The 16,960-nt window shown below is 47.2% G+C and carries 14 protein-coding genes and 2 rRNA genes (1 of these 16 only partly in view); 11 read left to right on the top strand and 5 right to left on the bottom strand.

Features of this window, described 5'->3' with window-relative positions:
* Positions 1-2,554, top strand: a 23S ribosomal RNA gene (locus G8759_RS01855); it begins 278 nt to the left of the window's first position.
* A 123-nt stretch (positions 2,555-2,677) separates the two neighbouring features.
* Positions 2,678-2,788 (top strand): 5S ribosomal RNA (rrf, locus tag G8759_RS01860).
* Positions 2,789-2,982: 194 nt separating this feature from the next.
* On the opposite strand, the gene G8759_RS01865 is transcribed toward rrf, so the two are convergent.
* Together G8759_RS01865 and G8759_RS01870 are read right to left on the bottom strand one after the other, a co-directional pair.
* Positions 2,983-3,534, bottom strand: a complete 552-nt coding sequence (locus tag G8759_RS01865; protein ID WP_167204684.1) for an LOG family protein — start codon at positions 3,532-3,534, stop codon at positions 2,983-2,985.
* Positions 3,535-3,591: 57 nt separating this feature from the next.
* Complete coding sequence (locus G8759_RS01870; protein WP_167204686.1) at positions 3,592-4,974, bottom strand: UDP-N-acetylmuramate--L-alanine ligase; 1,383 nt, start codon at positions 4,972-4,974, stop codon at positions 3,592-3,594.
* 247 nt (positions 4,975-5,221) lie between these two features.
* On the opposite strand from G8759_RS01870, the gene G8759_RS01875 reads away from it, so the two are divergent.
* Positions 5,222-6,703 (top strand): type III PLP-dependent enzyme domain-containing protein, encoded by a 1,482-nt coding sequence (locus G8759_RS01875; RefSeq protein WP_162389397.1) that lies wholly within the window; start codon positions 5,222-5,224, stop codon positions 6,701-6,703.
* Positions 6,704-6,853: 150 nt separating this feature from the next.
* Entirely contained in the window at positions 6,854-6,979 is a 126-nt protein-coding gene (locus G8759_RS36150; protein WP_262889735.1) for a hypothetical protein, read from the top strand.
* A 63-nt stretch (positions 6,980-7,042) separates the two neighbouring features.
* On the opposite strand, the gene G8759_RS01880 is transcribed toward G8759_RS36150, so the two are convergent.
* Both G8759_RS01880 and G8759_RS01885 read right to left on the bottom strand, forming a co-directional pair.
* A complete protein-coding gene (locus G8759_RS01880) occupies positions 7,043-7,561 on the bottom strand; it encodes a D-glycero-alpha-D-manno-heptose-1,7-bisphosphate 7-phosphatase (protein ID WP_167204688.1) in 519 nt (172 codons plus the stop codon).
* A 224-nt stretch (positions 7,562-7,785) separates the two neighbouring features.
* Positions 7,786-10,443, bottom strand: coding sequence for a valine--tRNA ligase (locus G8759_RS01885; RefSeq protein ID WP_167204690.1), 2,658 nt, complete (start codon positions 10,441-10,443; stop codon positions 7,786-7,788).
* A gap of 163 nt (positions 10,444-10,606) precedes the next feature.
* On the opposite strand from G8759_RS01885, the gene G8759_RS01890 reads away from it, so the two are divergent.
* From G8759_RS01890 to hisF, 6 genes are all read left to right on the top strand, one after another.
* Complete coding sequence (locus tag G8759_RS01890; protein ID WP_167204692.1) at positions 10,607-11,518, top strand: DUF72 domain-containing protein; 912 nt, start codon at positions 10,607-10,609, stop codon at positions 11,516-11,518.
* Between the two features lie 187 nt (positions 11,519-11,705).
* Complete coding sequence (hisH, locus tag G8759_RS01895) at positions 11,706-12,308, top strand: imidazole glycerol phosphate synthase subunit HisH (RefSeq protein WP_167204694.1); 603 nt, start codon at positions 11,706-11,708, stop codon at positions 12,306-12,308.
* Between the two features lie 59 nt (positions 12,309-12,367).
* Complete coding sequence (hisA, locus tag G8759_RS01900) at positions 12,368-13,090, top strand: 1-(5-phosphoribosyl)-5-[(5-phosphoribosylamino)methylideneamino]imidazole-4-carboxamide isomerase (protein WP_167204696.1); 723 nt, start codon at positions 12,368-12,370, stop codon at positions 13,088-13,090.
* A gap of 9 nt (positions 13,091-13,099) precedes the next feature.
* The gene (locus G8759_RS01905) at positions 13,100-13,756 is read left to right on the top strand and encodes a hypothetical protein (RefSeq protein WP_167204698.1); all 657 of its coding nucleotides are present in this window, start codon (positions 13,100-13,102) and stop codon (positions 13,754-13,756) included.
* A 13-nt stretch (positions 13,757-13,769) separates the two neighbouring features.
* Positions 13,770-14,192: a GNAT family N-acetyltransferase gene (locus G8759_RS01910; RefSeq protein WP_167204700.1), complete on the top strand. Its 423-nt coding sequence runs from the start codon at positions 13,770-13,772 to the stop codon at positions 14,190-14,192.
* Positions 14,192-14,947, top strand: coding sequence for an imidazole glycerol phosphate synthase subunit HisF (hisF, locus tag G8759_RS01915; protein ID WP_167204702.1), 756 nt, complete (start codon positions 14,192-14,194; stop codon positions 14,945-14,947). The genes G8759_RS01910 and hisF overlap by 1 nt, the downstream gene beginning before the upstream one ends.
* Before the next feature lie 60 nt (positions 14,948-15,007).
* Here the strand turns inward: hisF and G8759_RS01920 are convergent, their stop codons facing one another.
* Complete coding sequence (locus tag G8759_RS01920) at positions 15,008-15,910, bottom strand: porin family protein (RefSeq protein WP_167204704.1); 903 nt, start codon at positions 15,908-15,910, stop codon at positions 15,008-15,010.
* A gap of 39 nt (positions 15,911-15,949) precedes the next feature.
* On the opposite strand from G8759_RS01920, the gene gldB reads away from it, so the two are divergent.
* Positions 15,950-16,927 carry a gliding motility lipoprotein GldB gene (gene gldB / locus G8759_RS01925; RefSeq protein WP_167204706.1) on the top strand — a complete coding sequence of 326 codons (978 nt, stop codon included), beginning with the start codon at positions 15,950-15,952 and terminating at the stop codon, positions 16,925-16,927.
* The last annotated feature ends 33 nt before the right edge of the window (positions 16,928-16,960 follow it).

Consider the following 16,960-nt stretch of genomic DNA (forward strand, 5'->3'; position numbering starts at 1 on the left):
GTCGGGGTAGTAGGACCTGACATCAAGCCAGCAATCGAACTGAAATGACTTGGGAAAGTCAACCACAGAGGGTGAGAGTCCCGTACGGGTCAGGGCGTTGGTGGGTTGGGAATCCTGAGTAGGGGGGGACCGGAGAAATCCCCTCTGAATCGGCCGGCACCATCCGGTAAGGCTAAATACGACCAGAAGACCGATAGTGGAGAGTACCGTGAGGGAACGGTGAAAAGCACGGGGAGTACCCGGGTGAAATAGACCCTGAAACCAGGCGCTTACAAGCGGTCGGAGCAAGCAGTGTCTTGTGACGGCGTGCCTTTTGCATAATGAGCCTACGAGTTACCGTTACTGGCGAGGTTAAGTACTTGAAAGTACGCAGCCGAAGCGAAAGCGAGTCTGAACAGGGCGTCGAGTCAGTAGGGGTAGACGCGAAACTTGGTGATCTACCCGTGGTCAGGTTGAAGGGGTGGTAACACACCGTGGAGGACCGAACCGATAAGCGTTGAAAAGCTTCCGGATGAACTGCGGGTAGGGGTGAAAGGCCAATCAAACTGAGAAATAGCTCGTACTCTCCGAAATGTTTTTAGGAACAGCGTTGCGTGTTACCACTGGTGAGGTAGAGCGACCAACAGGATGCGGGGGAGTCACATCCTACCAACTTCTGATGAACTCCGAATGCGCCAGTGGGTGCGTGGCAGTGAGGGCTTGGGTGCTAAGGTCCAAGTCCGAGAGGGGAACAACCCAGACCATCCGCTAAGGTCCCTAAGTGTGTGCTAAGTTGAACAAAGGCGGTCCGGCTGCTGAGACAGCCAGGAGGTTAGCTTGGAAGCAGCTATTCCTTTAAAGAGTGCGTAACAGCTCACTGGTCGAGCGGGGCGGGCGTCGATAATAAACGGGCATCAAGCACATCACCGAAGCGATGGACATACACTTGGAGTGTATTGTGGTAGGAGAGCATTCTATGGGGGGTGAAGTTGTCGCGTGAGCGATGGTGGACCGCATAGAAAAGCAAATGTAGGCATAAGTAACGAGAATGAGGATGAGAACTCCTCACACCGAAAAGCTAAGGTTTCCTCCGCGATGGCAGTCATCGGAGGGTTAGTCGGGGTCTAAGGGGCAGCGGAATCGTGAGTCCTGAGGGGGAACAGGTTAATAGTCCTGTACTATCTATGCAGGATTCCTAATGACGGAGTGCTGGAGGTTCTACGTCCGGACGGAAGTGGGCGTTGAGCGGAGTCTTCGGACGAAGCGAAGGACTGAAGGGGCTTCCAAGAAAAGTTAGGGATCGTCAAGCGTATGGATACCCGTACCGTAAACCGACACAGGTAGCTGGGAAGAATATTCTAAGGTGCGCGAAAGAATCATGGTTAAGGAACTCGGCAAAATGACCCTGTAACTTCGGGATAAGGGGGGCCTACCCAGTGATGGGAGGCTGCAGAGAAGAGGCCCAGGCGACTGTTTACCAAAAACACAGGACTCTGCCAAAATGAAAGTTGACGCATAGGGTCTGACACCTGCCCGGTGCTGGAAGGTTAAGGGGGGAGCTTAGCGTAAGCGAAGGTTTGAACTGAAGCCCCAGTAAACGGCGGCCGTAACTATAACGGTCCTAAGGTAGCGAAATTCCTTGTCGGGTAAGTTCCGACCTGCACGAATGGTGTAACGATCTGGGCACTGTCTCAACCATGAGTTCGGTGAAATTGTAGTAGCGGTGAAGATGCCGCTTACCCGCCACGGGACGGAAAGACCCCGTGCACCTTTACTACAGCTTAACATTGATCGCCGGTCAGGCATGTGTAGGATAGGCGGGAGATTGCGAAGCGGTGTCGCCAGGCATCGTGGAATCAACCTTGAAATACCGCCCTTGGCTGACTGGCGGTCTAACTGGGCAACCAGGACCGTGTTTGGTGGGTAGTTTGACTGGGGTGGTCACCTCCGAAAGAGTAACGGAGGTTTCCCAAGGTTTGCTCATGCCGGACGGTAATCGGCAGCGGAGTGCAATAGCAGAAGCAAGCTTGACAGTGAGGCACACAGGCCGATCTGGGACGAAAGTCGGGTATAGTGATCCGGTGGTTCCGCATGGAAGGGCCATCGCTCAAAGGATAAAAGGTACGCCGGGGATAACAGGCTGATCTCCCCCAAGAGCTCACATCGACGGGGAGGTTTGGCACCTCGATGTCGGCTCGTCACATCCTGGGGCTGGAGAAGGTTCCAAGGGTTCGGCTGTTCGCCGATTAAAGTGGCACGCGAGCTGGGTTCAGAACGTCGTGAGACAGTTCGGTCCCTATCTGTGGTGGGCGTGGGATGACTGAGGGGGTCTGTCCTTAGTACGAGAGGACCGGGATGGACCAACCGCTGGCGGATCGGTTGTTTGGCCGCAGGCACGGCCGAGTAGCTACGTTGGGAACAGATAAGCGCTGAAGGCATCTAAGTGCGAAACTGGCCCCGAGATGAGTCATCCGGTATAAAGGGCCGTGGGAGACGACCACGTTGATAGGCGACAGGTGTAGGTGCAGAGATGTATAGAGCTGAGTCGTACTAATGAGCCCGGACGCGTAAGTAGAAGTGCTACTGAGACTAGTAAATCAAGTGTGTAGATATCGCGGTTTCTCTCTGTGGGAAAAAAGACAAACGATCTTTGGGTGGTGCGTCGTTCAGGCGGGCACTAGTCATAACGAGTCAACAGGTTGGTGCTGGTAAGGCGGGTGGACACCTCTTCCATTTCGAACAGAGCCGTTAAGCCCCGTACTGCCGATGGTACTGCTGTCACAAGTGGGAGAGTAGGAAGGTGCCACCTGATGAAATTGGAGTCTCTGATCGCAAGGTCAGAGACTTTTTTTTGGTAGTTCCCCCTCAACCCAAGGGCTAGCCGATACAGTCACAGCCATCAGGAAGTGAAGTCAACAATACGGATGAATGTCAACTAGAAAAAGCCAGTTAACTTAACCGGCTTTCTGTGAATGTACAGGCTGATTCTGAAATTGCAAATAGTTACAAAATAGCCCAGAAAGCCTCTATTTGATCCAATACCTGTTCTACCGATTCTGCAACCAGCAGCAAAGATCTATTCTCTGCTTTTAAGAAACCATCGGCAACCATTCGGTCTAATTGTTGAAGCATGAGATCATAATAGCCATTCGTGTTAATGATAGCTACTGGACCATCATAAATCTTTAGTTGACGCCAAGCTAAGATCTCAAACAGTTCATCAAGTGTTCCGTAGCCACCTGGCAAGGCAATAACGCCTTTCGCCAACTGTACCATCTTGTATTTCCGCTCATGCATTGTTTCAACAAAATGGAGCTCTGTAAGCGTTTTATGGGCCACTTCAAGATCCGCGAGAAAATTCGGAATTACACCAGTTACTTCTCCCCCGTTGTTCAGTACAGTATCGGCAACAGTTCCCATCAGGCCGAAGCCACCACCGCCATAGATTAACCGGATGTTACGAGTGGCTAATTTTTCCCCGAGTTCTATGGCAACTTCTTTATAGATTGGGTTTGTGCCAGGATTTGAGCCACAATAAACAACAATGCTCTGCATAAGAATTTATTGAAGAGTCAGACTGATTAATTTGACATGACGATTATTCGCTCAAAACTACAGTAACTCTTTGCCAAGGAACGTTAAATCTAAACTGCCGAATGTGCCGGAACTCATCAAAAGAAAAATTTCGGCAGTGTCGCGCTGTTTTACCAGGTAGGATTGTAACGCAAGACTATCCGTAAAAACGTGCAAATTTGGGTACTCAAAAGCTTCGATAACGTCTTCGGAAGTAATTGGGTCAGCTGAGTCCAGATAAGGCCTTGTATGGTCGTTAAAATAGACGACAGCCTGGTCGGCGGCATTGAGTGTCCCTTTATATTCGCCAAGAAACGTTTTCGTTAAGCTGCTGAGTGTATGAAGTTCAACGACAGTTAAGAGTTTCTGGCCTGGATATTGCTTTTTTACAGCCTTGGTCGACGCTTCAACTTTTGCTGGTGAATGAGCAAAGTCGCGGAAAAGAATTTTGCTTGCCGAACCTGCGCCCGTTTTCTCCGCAATTGTCTCCAATCGTAACGCTACTGGCTTAAACGATTGAATGGCTGCGTAAAACTGATCTTCAGTGATACCAATTCGATCACATACGGTCATCGCACCGGCAATATTTTTCATATTATACTCACCAAATAACTGCACCGGTATTTTGGCTCCCTGTCGGGTAAGCAAATACGTTTGCCCGCTAACAATTTCGCTGGGATGCGCTTCGTAGGGAATTTTAGTGATGTCGGTTCGTTCTTTCTGACCAATTACGTCAAGCATATCATCCGACTCATCAAAAGCCAGAATTCCTGCTTTGGGCATTGCTTCTGCCAGTGATTCGAATTGATCTACATAGGCTTCCCAGGTAGGATAAATGTTGACATGGTCCCACGCAATGCCGCTAATAAGCGCGATATGCGGCTGATAATGCAGAAACTTTGGACGTGAATCAATGGGTGAAGATGCATACTCGTCTCCTTCAATAACGATTACGGGAGCATCTGGTGTTAATTTGGCCATTGTCTCAAAACCGTCGATCTGTTCGCCAACCAGATAATCAAATGTGCGATTATGGTGCTTCAGAACGTGAAGAATAATTGCAGTAATGGTCGTTTTGCCATGACTTCCTGCAATAACCACTCGCTGTTTTTGTTGGCTCTGCTGGTATAGAAATTCAGGGTAGGAGTAAATAGTTAAGCCTAATTCCTGCGCTTTAACCAACTCCGGATTATTCCGGTGGGCATGCATGCCAACAATAATGGCATCAAGCTCAGCATGAATTTTATCCGGAAACCATCCCGTTTCGGTGGGTAAGAGGCCGTTTTGCTGCAATCGTGTACGAGAGGGATCGTAAATTTCGTCGTCGGATCCAGTAATAAGATAGCCTTGTTGTTGAAGGGCTAAAGCGAGGTTGTGCATCGCACTACCGCCGATAGAGATGAAGTGGATGGCCTGAGGCATTCGATAAAATCAGTCAGTGTCGTAAGGCAAAAGTAGGGCTTCTTTTTGGTTTGAAGAAAGAAGATGAGTTTCTGAACAAGTTGATGTATTGTGTCACTATTAAATTTCAACTATATCCGAATCAAACCCCCCGCTTTTTCGTTGACTATCTTGCGAATAGGTAATACTTGGAAAGCCCGATTTTCGGACCCAAATTCGCGCCTGTTTTTTAGCAACACAGACCCCATTTCATGCGCCGAACATAGGGATGAAGACATACTATGACCTGATTGACCAGACATTTGAATTTCCGACGCGAGAATTCAATGTTGAGAACAACGAACTGATGTTCAACAATGTACCGCTAATGGACATTGTAAAACAGTATGGGACTCCCCTAAAACTGACCTATTTGCCGAAAATCACGGAGCATATCGATCATGCAAAACTGCTGTTCAGAAATGCCATGAAGCGGTATAATTACAAGGGGAATTACACCTACTGTTATTGTACGAAGTCATCCCATTTTCGGTTTGTGCTTGACGAGGTTCTTAAAAACAACGTGCACCTCGAAACATCATCGGCTTACGATATCCCTATTCTGAGAGAATTGTATAAAGCCGGTAAGTTTAACAAAAGCACCTATATAATCTGCAATGGCTACAAACGGCCGTTGTACACCCAATACATCAGCGAGCTCATTAACGATGGGTTCACGAACTGTATTCCAGTACTCGATAACCTCAAGGAAATTGAGGCTTATGAAAACGCGGTAACAGCCGAAACCGTCAATTTTGGAATTCGGATCGCTACCGACGAAGAACCGAACTTCGCGTTTTATACATCTCGTCTGGGTATTCGCTATAGCGATGTCAATGAACTGTATCGAAACAAAATACAGCCCAATGAGCGATTTAAGCTCAAAATGCTGCATTTCTTCATCAATACAGGCATTAAAGACAGTGCGTATTATTGGAGTGAGTTGAGTCGCTTCATGTATAAATACTGCGAGTTACGGAAAATTTGCCCTGATCTCGATTCAATTGACATTGGGGGCGGAATGCCAATTCAAACGTCATTCCAGTTCACCTATGATTATCAGGCCATGATCGATCAGATTGTGGAGAGCATTCAGTGGATCTGTAACAAGAACAACGTACCCGTGCCGCATATTTTCACCGAGTTCGGTTCGTATACGGTGGGTGAAAGTGGAGCGGTTATTTACAAAGTGATCGACCAGAAATTGCAGAATGATAAAGAGCTTTGGTATATGATCGATGGCTCGTTCATTACGCAACTACCTGATTCATGGGGGCTTGGCCAGAAATACATCATGCTATCGGTCAATAACTGGGACAATCCTTACCAGAAAGTTAACTTGGGCGGTCTGACCTGCGATTCGCACGATTTTTATAATACTGAAGCGCATAGTGCAGACTTATACCTGCCTATTTTTGATCAGGATGCTGAAGATCAGTATATTGGCCTATTCCATACGGGTGCTTATCAGGAGTCACTGGGTGGTTATGGTGGTATCCAGCACTGTTTGATTCCGGCTCCGCAGCACGTAATTATCGATAAGGATGAAGAGGGTAACCTTCGTTCGCGGTTATTTGCACCAGAACAGAATAGCGAAGTAATGCTGAAAATTCTTGGCTACGGCGATGCTGAACCTGGTATGACTGAACTGGAAGCTACCGAAGCGGCCGAAGAGCGTGAGGAAGAAGAGTTGGTAAAAGAAGAAAATTAGTCGCTTTAAAGCAGCGTATTTTTATCGTAACCCTAAAAATACGCTGCTTTAAAGTTACCGAATGATAAAGTCACTAAACGGGTGTATAATTTTTAGCACTATATTCGTTTAAGAATCTGAAGGTTAAAAGCAAAAACAGAGCGATATTTCATGAAAAAACTACTGATTTTAGGCGCTGTGCTGGCAACGTTATCGCTTGGGTCCTGTGCCCGCAGAGCCAATTGCCCGGCGTATGGTAGCGTGCAAAAGCCTGCACCGACGCAGGTGCGGGTGTAAGAGAAAGAAATTTCCTTCAGGAAAAGCCTCTGAACCAATCGACGTTTAGAGGCTTTTTTTCATTCAGGCATATCCTAATACGATTCGTGATGCTTCGAGCAGATTCGGGGCACTACCATCGCATTCGGCAGAAAGTTCTGGTTCGTCAGCAATCCGAACAGTACGCACACCAACGCGTTTACCAGCCTGCATATCGCGGAGGGCATCGCCGATCATCCACGATTCGTCGGGTGTGATGTTGTATTTGGCCATCGCCTTTTCAAGCAGCAATGAACCGGGTTTACGAGTTAGCGATTCGGTATCGTACTTCGGGTGGTGAGGGCAATAATAAATGTCATCGATGACCTGACCGCATTGTTCCTGCAAATAATTGTAACAGGCCATAACGTCGTCACGAGTGTAGAGCCCTTTGGCAATACCAGCCTGGTTCGTAATCACAATAAGCAGATAACCTGCATCTTTCAACAAACGCAGTGCTTCCGGTACACCATCGGGTATGATAAAATCTTCAACGCGATAGACGTAATCTGTCCGGTCTTCATTTAAAACGCCGTCTCTGTCCAGAAAAACACACTTGCTCATCAAGAATCTATTGCTTTGGATTAGGCAATAATACAAATATTTGGTAAAATAATTGCATTATTACTTTAAAATGTTTGTGAAATTTTCGAGAAAGGAACAAAAGAGCTTTATAAACATAAAACGTGGATCATAATTCGTATGATCGAAGCTTCCATAATAGCGCTTAAACAGCAGCTAAAACTTGTCTCCTGACCACTCGAACTATCACCCACGTCCTGGTTTAATTAAGCGCCCAAATCCAGTAACCGTTGTTCTAGCGCCTGAATTTTTGCTTCAGCATCGGCAAGTTTTTGACGTTCCCGATCAACAACGTCGGGTTTTGCATTGGCAACGAATTTCTCATTGGAGAGCTTTTTGGCCGTTGAGTCACGGAACCCAACGTTGTAGAGCAATTCCTTTTGGGTGTTGACGATCTCCTGCTCGACATCGATCTCGCCAGCAATATCTACGAAAAACTCATCACCTTTAATCAGGAACGACAAGCCGTCTGATTTCTCGCTGACGTAGCTTATTGTGGACACATTTGCCATTTTTTGAATCAAAACCTCAAGTACTTTAAATCGCTCGGGTGCTGAGGTCTTGATCGCTAATGGCAATTCGGTTTTTGGCGAAATCTGCTTGGCATTCCGAATATTCCGGACGTTACTGATAACGTCGAATAATGTCTCGAAATCAATCAGAATCTGACTGTCAACAGCATCCGCTTTTGGAAATGGCGCGATACAAATACTATCACCGGATTGGCGTTCCCGGATTTCCTGCCAGATTTCTTCCGTAATAAATGGCATGAACGGGTGAGCCAGACGCATTAACTGCTCAAAGAAATTGATCGTTGCCTCGTAGGTTGTGTGATCAATGGGTTGCTCGAAGCCGGGCTTGATCAGTTCGAGGTACTGCGAGCAGAAATCGTCCCAGATCAGCTTGTATATGGCCTGTAAAGCATCCGAAATCCGGAATTTGCTGAAATGATCTTCAATCTCGATCAGGGTTGTATACAGCTTCGATTCGAACCAACGGATCGCCAACTGCTGACTGTCAGTTGCCGGCTGCTCACTGATTGTCCAGCCTTTTACCAATCGGAACGCATTCCAGATTTTGTTGCTGAAATTACGACCCTGTTCTACCAGTTTCTCATCGAACAATAAATCGTTTCCAGCGGCCGAACTGAACAGCATCCCTGTTCGAACGCCATCGGCTCCGTATTTTTCAATAAGATCGAGCGGGTCGGGCGAATTACCAAGTTGTTTCGACATTTTCCGACCCAGCTTATCGCGAACCATACCCGTAAAGTAAACGTCCTTGAAAGGTCGCTCGCCCTTGTACTCGTAACCGGCAATAATCATCCGGGCTACCCAGAAGAAAATAATATCGAAGCCGGTAACGAGTGTATTGGTTGGGTAATAATAATCGAGATCCTTCGGGCCCGCTTTTGGATCATCGGGGTTGCCCGACGGTTTGAAAACAGACATCGGCCAGAGCCACGATGAGAACCATGTATCCAGAACGTCTTCATCCTGGGTCAGATCGGCCTCGGTCATGGCAAACAGCAGCATTTCGTGCTGTACTTTCTCCAACGCTTCGTGTTTGTTTTTCGCAACAATCACGGTGCCGTCCTGCATATAAAATGCCGGAATCCGTTGCCCCCACCATAACTGGCGACTAATGCACCAATCATGTGGATTCTCCATCCAGGAACGATACATGTTCTTGTATTTCGATGGATGAAGTTGAATAACGTCGTTCATTACGTTCTCGAACGCTGGTTTCGAGAGTTCGTCCATTTTCAGGAACCACTGCAAGGATAGCTTTGGCTCGATTACCGCATTGGTCCGCTCCGAGAAACCAACATTTGACTTATAGTCTTCGGCCTTGACCAGATTGCCCGACTCCTCAAGCAGCTTGATAATCGCTTTACGGGCCGCAAAACGATCCTGACCGACCAGAATCTGCGCTTTTTCATTCAGCGTACCATCGTCGTTCAGAATGTCCAGAACGGGTAAATTGTGCTTGATGCCCAGCGTATAGTCATTCGGATCATGAGCGGGCGTAACTTTCAGGCCGCCCGTTCCAAAATCCATCGTGACGTATTCATCCAGAATAATCGGGATCTCGCGGTTAATGAGCGGAATAATGGCTTTTTTGCCGTGCAGGTGTTTGTAACGTTCGTCGTTCGGATTGACCGCAATGGCTGCATCAGCCATAATCGTTTCCGGCCGAACCGTAGCAATGGTAATATAAACTTGCCCAGCGCTCCCTGCTATCTCGTACTGAATGTAAACCAGCTTTTGCTGAACTTCTTTGGTGATAACTTCTTCGTCAGAAACCGCCGTTAATCCTTGCGGGTCCCAGTTGACCATGCGGACACCACGATAAATCTTGCCTTTGTTGTAGAGGTCAACGAATGTATCGATAACCGATTCATAGAGAGCCGGTTCCATTGTAAATCGTGTACGGTCCCAGTCGCAGGAGGCACCTAGTTTGCGGAGCTGCTGGAGAATAATACCCCCGTATTTGTGGGTCCACTCCCAGACATACTCAATAAACTGCTCGCGTGTGAGGTCATGCTTATTTATGCCACGCTCTTTAAGCATCGCCACAACTTTAGCTTCAGTAGCAATGCTGGCGTGGTCGGTGCCCGGAACCCAGCAGGCATTTTTACCTTCCATACGCGCCTTCCGAATCAGCACATCCTGAATCGTATTATTGAGCATATGGCCCATATGCAACACCCCGGTTACGTTTGGGGGCGGAATGACGATGGTGTAAGGTTCACGTTTGTCGTCAGCATCCGTTGGGGGTGTCGATTTAAAAAACTGGTTATCAATCCAATATTGATACCATTTTTCCTCAATGTCCTGGGGGGTGTATGTTTTTGAAATCATAAAGCAGTCGAAACCGAAAGACCTTTCTATCCAGTAAGAAACCCAATACTGGTAGAAAAGGAGCGTTATTACCTATAGAAAAGCAAAATTAGCTAAATTGGGTAGGGCGTAAAAACGAAAGGCCGTCTTTCGTAGTTTTAGATCTACACTTCATGGCACACCTATGGAATTCGGAAAAATACATAATCTCGATACGGTTAATCTCACATTGCCGCCCGGCTCAGCTTTCAATGCTCGTGTATGGGCAGGTGTAGAGCCTACCAAGCGGCCTACTGTATTCATAGGTGGCCCAATTTGGGCCAATAAAGATTACGTTGGCAAAGTTTATCCATCGAACGCAAAGGAGAAAGATTTTCTGCATTATTACACCCGGCAGTTCAACACCATTGAGTTAAATCTGACGCATTACCAGATTCCGACGGTGGGCATGATTGAAAAATGGAAAGCGGAAGCAACCGAGCGATTTACCTACTGTCCCAAATTTCCCCAGATTATTAGTCACGAACGGCAATTAGTGGCCACCGAAGGACTCACCGAAGAGTTTGTCAATGCCGTATTCGGATTAGAGGAGTTTTTAGGTATGACTTTTTTACAGCTACCTCCCATGTTTGGACCCGATAAGTGGCCGGTATTGGAAACGTATCTGAAAAGCTTACCCGACGAACTCGACGTGGCCGTAGAATTTCGTCATCCCGACTGGTTTAGCAAAGCTGCATTATGGCAGCAAACCCTCGAACGACTCTACGCCCTGCGTCGACACGTGGTCATTACCGACGTTGCCGGTCGGCGCGATGTATTGCATATGGGCCTGAGCAGTCCTGTTCTGACGCTCCGATTTATTGCCAATGAAGGCCACTCAACCGATTATACCCGCACCGATACCTGGATTCAACGCCTGAAAACCTGGTTCGATAAAGGACTGCAAACGGCTTACCTGTTTGTTCATGGCGGTGGAGATAATGACACCGCGCCTGAGCTAATTCTGTACTGGATTCGCGAATTGAACAAACATTGTGGGTTAAATCTGCGTGAACCAGTGCTTCAACCCAAGGTCGTGCAGGGCAGTTTGTTTTGATTTGCCAACCCGACCAATTACATTTGCTCTATGATTTTAGCAAGCACAAACCATCGGCATCATCATTCTGGGCGGTAACGCAGCAGAACGAGACGCGCGTGTTTGTGATTTCGGAGAGATAATCCTGATTAACACAATATACAAAGCCCGGTTCTGCCAAGGATCCGGGCTTTATGTTGTTAAAAATATGAAAACGGTCATTATCAAATACAATGCAGGAAACGTCCAGTCGGTCATGTATGCGCTGGAGCGATTGGGGGCCAGTTATCTGCTTACCGACGATGAGGCCGAAATTCGGTCGGCCGATAAAGTCATCTTTCCGGGCGTTGGTGAAGCCAGCACGGCAATGGCTTATCTGAGGCAACGGGGTTTAGACAAGCTCATTCCGGCATTGAAACAACCGGTATTGGGAACCTGTGTCGGCATGCAGCTGATGTGTCGCTATTCGGAAGAAAACGACACGACCTGCATGGGTATTTTTGATATTGATGTTCGGCGGTTTCCATCTCTTCATAAAGATGGAGAGCCTCGTTTAAAAGTACCGCACACGGGCTGGAACAGCATTCACACGTTGCAGGGGCCACTCACTGAGGGCCTGACCGAGAATGCTTATGTCTATTTTGTGCATAGCTACGCGGCCGATGTTTGTCCGCAGACAACGGCTATTTGTGATTATGTCCGGCCATTCAGCGCCATGCTGCATCGCGATAACTTTTATGCCGCTCAGTTTCATGCTGAAATCAGCGGAAACGTTGGACAACGAATACTGGAGAATTTTTTGACATTGTAATGCGGGTTGAAACCTGCTTTAGATAAAAGCTAAATGGCGGCTTAAAACCCGCATCATGTATGTATATCATTCCCGCGATCGATATTATCGAAGGTAAAGCTGTCCGCCTTACGCAGGGCGATTATCACCAGAAAAAAGAATACAATGCCCGGCCGCTCGAGGTTGCCCAGCAATTCGAAGATGCAGGCTTAACGCGCTTACATCTGGTGGACCTAGACGGAGCCAAAGAGAAGCACGTTATAAACTGGAAGGTATTGGAACAGATTGCTTCCAAAACCCGGCTTCACGTCGATTTTGGCGGAGGAGTTCAGTCTGACGACGACCTGCGCGTTGTGTTTGAATGTGGTGCTAAACAGGTAACGGGCGGGAGTATTGCCGTAAAGAATCCTGACCTGATGGAACGGTGGCTCTCGCGGCACGGTGCAGATGCTATTATTCTTGGGGCTGATGCCAAAAATGAGAAGATAGCAGTTAGCGGTTGGGAAGAATCGACTGAAGTATGGGTCTACGATTTTGTCGAAAAATGGGTCGAGAAAGGCGTCAAATACGTCATTAGTACCGATGTAGCGAAAGATGGGTTGCTGCAGGGGCCATCGTTCGATCTATACCGAAACTTACAGGATCAATTTCCTAACCTGAATATTATTGCCAGTGGCGGTGTCAGCAATATGGCCGACATCGAAACATTGGCCGATATGGGCGTCTTTGGCGTTATTGTCGGTAAAGCAATTTATGAAGGACGTGTAACCCTGAAAGAACTGAGTCAGCTTTCAATGCAATAGCCTTTCGACATGCGTCTGGTCATTCACTTATTGTTCATTTTTTGCTTATCGGGCGAAGTATTGGCTGCTGGTCAAGCCGACTCTACGAGAAATTCTAAGCTGGCGATTTTGGCGAAGAAAATGCACCTGAAAGAGCCTAAATTAAAAGAAGCTGAATACGAGGTTCGTATCTGGAACAAGTGTGGATTATGTTTTGGAGACGCTCAAATGCTCTATCGCTTAATTAAAAAGCAAAAAAGCTTTACGGTTTCTAAATACATAATCCTTTCCGATCAACGCGGTTTTCTCCATGCAACATCGTTTAAACCGACAGTTCCGGTTACGGCTTACCTTTGGAATCGGCTGGTTGAGCTGGGCATTTTAACATTACCCGACCAGACTGCTATACAGGCTCAATTGTATCCAAAACCTCAGCGAGATTCTACCTGGAACGTGATCGAATCAGATGGAAGTGTTAGCGTTAAAGCGAAGATTCGACAGAATCGATCGGTTCTAATAAGTGATGGCGAGAGCTACTATTTTGATGTTTTTAGCGCAACTGGTTATCACAACTATGGCTATAGCAACCCACACGGGTATCTCAAAGCTATGCCTACGATTGCAGAACTACAGAAAGTCGTAGGCATATTAGATGAACTAGTGCCAGCTTTTAAGTCAACCAACTAAGGTTCAAAAAGTCATGAACAGCAAGTATACCGTCAGCGCTGATAAAACAAAGCTAAACCTTGACGTAATCCACCGTTATTTGAGCCAGGAGGCCTACTGGTGCCTGAACATTCCAATCCAAATAGTCCAGCGATCAATCGAAAACTCACTCTGCTTTGGTGTGTACCTGGGCGATGAGCAGGTTGGTTTTGCCCGAGTCGTGACGGATTTGGCAACATTTGGCTATCTGGCCGATGTGTTCATTCTATCCGAACACCGGGGCATAGGCCTATCGAAACAACTGATTGGATTCATTATGGCCTATCCAGCTTTACAGGGATTACGCCGGATCATGCTGGTTACGCGTGATGCTCACGGGTTATATGAGCAATTTGGTTTTCAGCCCATCGAAAACCCCGAAAATACTATGTTTATCAAAGCTTTTACCTCGTACTGATGCTGACAAAGCGAATCATTCCCTGCCTCGATATTAAAGACGGACGAACCGTAAAAGGAACCAATTTCGTAAACCTGCGCGATGCTGGTGATCCGGTCGCATTGGCCGCTATCTATGCCGAACAGGGTGCTGATGAACTGGTTTTTCTGGATATCACGGCTACGGTCGATGGCCGTAAAACATTGATTGATCTCGTCCGCAATGTAGCGCATACGATCAATATTCCGTTTACCGTCGGAGGGGGCATTTCCTCGGTTGCCGATGTGTCGGCTTTACTCAACGCCGGAGCTGATAAAATTTCGATCAATTCGTCGGCCGTTCGTAATCCGGATTTAGTCAATGAGCTGGCACTGGAATTTGGCAGCCAGTGCGTGGTGGTAGCCATTGATACACGGTATATAAACGGCGAACACATCGTACATACGCACGGTGGCCGTAAGCCTACAGAGCTGCGCACAATTGCCTGGGCGAAAGAAGTGGAGGACCGGGGAGCTGGTGAAATTCTGCTGACGTCGATGGATACTGATGGCACAAAAGCTGGTTTTGCTCTTGAGCTAACCGCGCAGATTTCAGGTTCGGCCAACATTCCGGTTATTGCATCGGGTGGGGCTGGCACAATGGAACATTTCGTGGATGTTTTCACCACCGGAAAGGCAGATGCTGGTTTGGCTGCCAGTATTTTTCACTTTAAAGAGATTGAGATCCCTGCCCTGAAAGGCTATCTGAAAGACACAGGAATTGAAATGCGGTTGTAGCGTTTTGTGTTTCTGGTCAAGGAAACATTCTGAATTTCCCTTGACCAGGAACACAAAAACTCAAAACTTAAAGCCTAGATCCAAAGCCACAACCCGGTTCTTGGAAATCAATTGACTACCACGCGCCACATTGATTAATCCACGCTGGTAGCTTAGCCCAATGTTGAACGCATTGTTCTGATTGATTTTATACTGAATACCCGTTCCGAGCAACATTTCGACATCGCCGAAACCATACTGACGCCGATCCCCACCACTTTCGGCCAGATAGAGCCCGTTTCTTGGCTGATCCAACGCTCTTTCTGCCAACTTTATACTTACCAAACCACCCGTTTGAATATACAACCGCATGTTGGGTGCTATGTTGTTGGCAAACAGCTTTACGGTTAAGGGTACTTGCAGATATTGAAGATTATAAATCGATTCTTTCTCCGGCGCACCAGGATTCCAGATGGTTTGGCCAAACGAACCGGGCATCTGAAACCCTGACCGTTTGATCGTATACCAGAGACCGGTGCTAAAGGCATACCGATTCTTGAAAAAGAAATAATCCAGCGATGGACCCACACTCATTCGAACGCCCGCGCCATTGCTCCGGAAACCCGTATAGCTGCCTGTACCTTCAGCTGTGTTCAGATCGAGCGAGGGAGAAAATCGGATGCTCATTTCGATGAGATGCGTTGGCCAGGCATAATCGGGACCTGATCCGTAGCCATTGTTTTCATCCGCATCCTGGGTGCTTTGCTGTTGCTTTTTGCGCCGGCGTTTGCGATCATCGTCATAAGCACGTCGGTTCTGGTCCTGACCGTCGTAATTGTCGCCTAAAATTTTACGAAATCTCTTTTCAGTTACGCTCGATTCCTTCGTTCTCATTTGGTAGAGTGCGGGCGATGACGACTGGGCCCAACTGCTGATAGTTACCAGCATTACCAAAATCAAACTTAACCCTGCAACTTTTTTCATAATTTTGCACGTTTTCAATACAGAAAACCAGTGTGTTTCATGCGACTATGGACGGCCCTTTTAGGGCTTTTTTGCCTGTTTTTGTTGACTTCGTGTACAAAAAACGAAGACATTACGCTTATCCGACTCGACCAACAACTGTTTTCGGCCAAGTCTTCTGACGGTGTTCGGGCCTTTCTCAACCAGAACCCCTCAGTGGCTCAATTGTACTTTAACGCGAACGGAGCCGGAAATGATACGGCACTCGTCCGAGAATTGACCAACCGGATCAATAATCCAGCGTTGAATGAATTACACAAACAGGTCGAAGCCGAATTTGGTGACATGAACGACCTGAAAAAACAACTGGCCGAGGCCTTCACGACTATCAAAAAAGACTTTCCTGATTTTCGTTCACCAAAGATCGCTACGCTCGTAACGGGGTTTGCTGGGCCGGATTTGGTCATTACAGATAGTCTGATCGTTATAGGTATTGATTATTTCGCGGGCCCAACCTCTAAATACCGCCCACGAGGCCCTGAATATCCACAGTACATTTTGCGTCGATATCAGAAAGAGTACATTGTTCCAGCTATTGTTTTTGCTATATCGGATAAATACAATGCCACGACCCGCTCCGACCAAACAATGCTGGCCGATATGGTATATTATGGCAAAGGCTACGTATTTACCAAAGCCATGCTTCCTAATACACCCGATAGTCTGGTTATCGGATATTCAGACAAACAATTGACCGAAACGTTTAATGCCCAGGATGTTGTTTGGGGGCATTTTATTGATAATCAGTTATTATATCAAACAAATCCTGCTGTAAAACAGCGATATTTGAACGAACGGCCATTTACGGCCGAGATTGGACAGGGCTGTCCCGGTGCCATTGGCCGCTGGTTAGGCTGGCGAATTGTTGGGCGATATCATGACAAACAGGCAAGCGTTGGTATTGCAGAGTTAATGCGTAATGCCGACGCCCGGCAGATTTTTGAACAATCAGGTTATAAAGGTCAAAAAGATGATTGATTCATATCATTTTTCCACTATTGAACGGACAAT

This window comes from Spirosoma aureum (assembly GCF_011604685.1).
In the GTDB taxonomy this organism is placed as follows: domain Bacteria; phylum Bacteroidota; class Bacteroidia; order Cytophagales; family Spirosomataceae; genus Spirosoma; species Spirosoma aureum.

What these genes read in the sequence shown, in the direction of transcription:
- gldB (WP_167204706.1), top strand. Translation starts at nt 15,950, where the DNA reads ATGCGACTATGGACGGCCCTTTTAGGGCTTTTTTGCCTGTTTTTGTTG.
- G8759_RS01865 (WP_167204684.1), bottom strand. Translation starts at nt 3,534, where the DNA reads ATGCAGAGCATTGTTGTTTATTGTGGCTCAAATCCTGGCACAAACCCA.
- G8759_RS01875 (WP_162389397.1), top strand. Translation starts at nt 5,222, where the DNA reads ATGAAGACATACTATGACCTGATTGACCAGACATTTGAATTTCCGACG.
- G8759_RS01905 (WP_167204698.1), top strand. Translation starts at nt 13,100, where the DNA reads ATGCGTCTGGTCATTCACTTATTGTTCATTTTTTGCTTATCGGGCGAA.
- G8759_RS01870 (WP_167204686.1), bottom strand. Translation starts at nt 4,974, where the DNA reads ATGCCTCAGGCCATCCACTTCATCTCTATCGGCGGTAGTGCGATGCAC.
- G8759_RS01880 (WP_167204688.1), bottom strand. Translation starts at nt 7,561, where the DNA reads ATGAGCAAGTGTGTTTTTCTGGACAGAGACGGCGTTTTAAATGAAGAC.
- hisH (WP_167204694.1), top strand. Translation starts at nt 11,706, where the DNA reads ATGAAAACGGTCATTATCAAATACAATGCAGGAAACGTCCAGTCGGTC.
- hisA (WP_167204696.1), top strand. Translation starts at nt 12,368, where the DNA reads ATGTATATCATTCCCGCGATCGATATTATCGAAGGTAAAGCTGTCCGC.
- G8759_RS01920 (WP_167204704.1), bottom strand. Translation starts at nt 15,910, where the DNA reads ATGAAAAAAGTTGCAGGGTTAAGTTTGATTTTGGTAATGCTGGTAACT.
- hisF (WP_167204702.1), top strand. Translation starts at nt 14,192, where the DNA reads ATGCTGACAAAGCGAATCATTCCCTGCCTCGATATTAAAGACGGACGA.
- G8759_RS01885 (WP_167204690.1), bottom strand. Translation starts at nt 10,443, where the DNA reads ATGATTTCAAAAACATACACCCCCCAGGACATTGAGGAAAAATGGTAT.
- G8759_RS01910 (WP_167204700.1), top strand. Translation starts at nt 13,770, where the DNA reads ATGAACAGCAAGTATACCGTCAGCGCTGATAAAACAAAGCTAAACCTT.
- G8759_RS01890 (WP_167204692.1), top strand. Translation starts at nt 10,607, where the DNA reads ATGGAATTCGGAAAAATACATAATCTCGATACGGTTAATCTCACATTG.
- G8759_RS36150 (WP_262889735.1), top strand. Translation starts at nt 6,854, where the DNA reads ATGAAAAAACTACTGATTTTAGGCGCTGTGCTGGCAACGTTATCGCTT.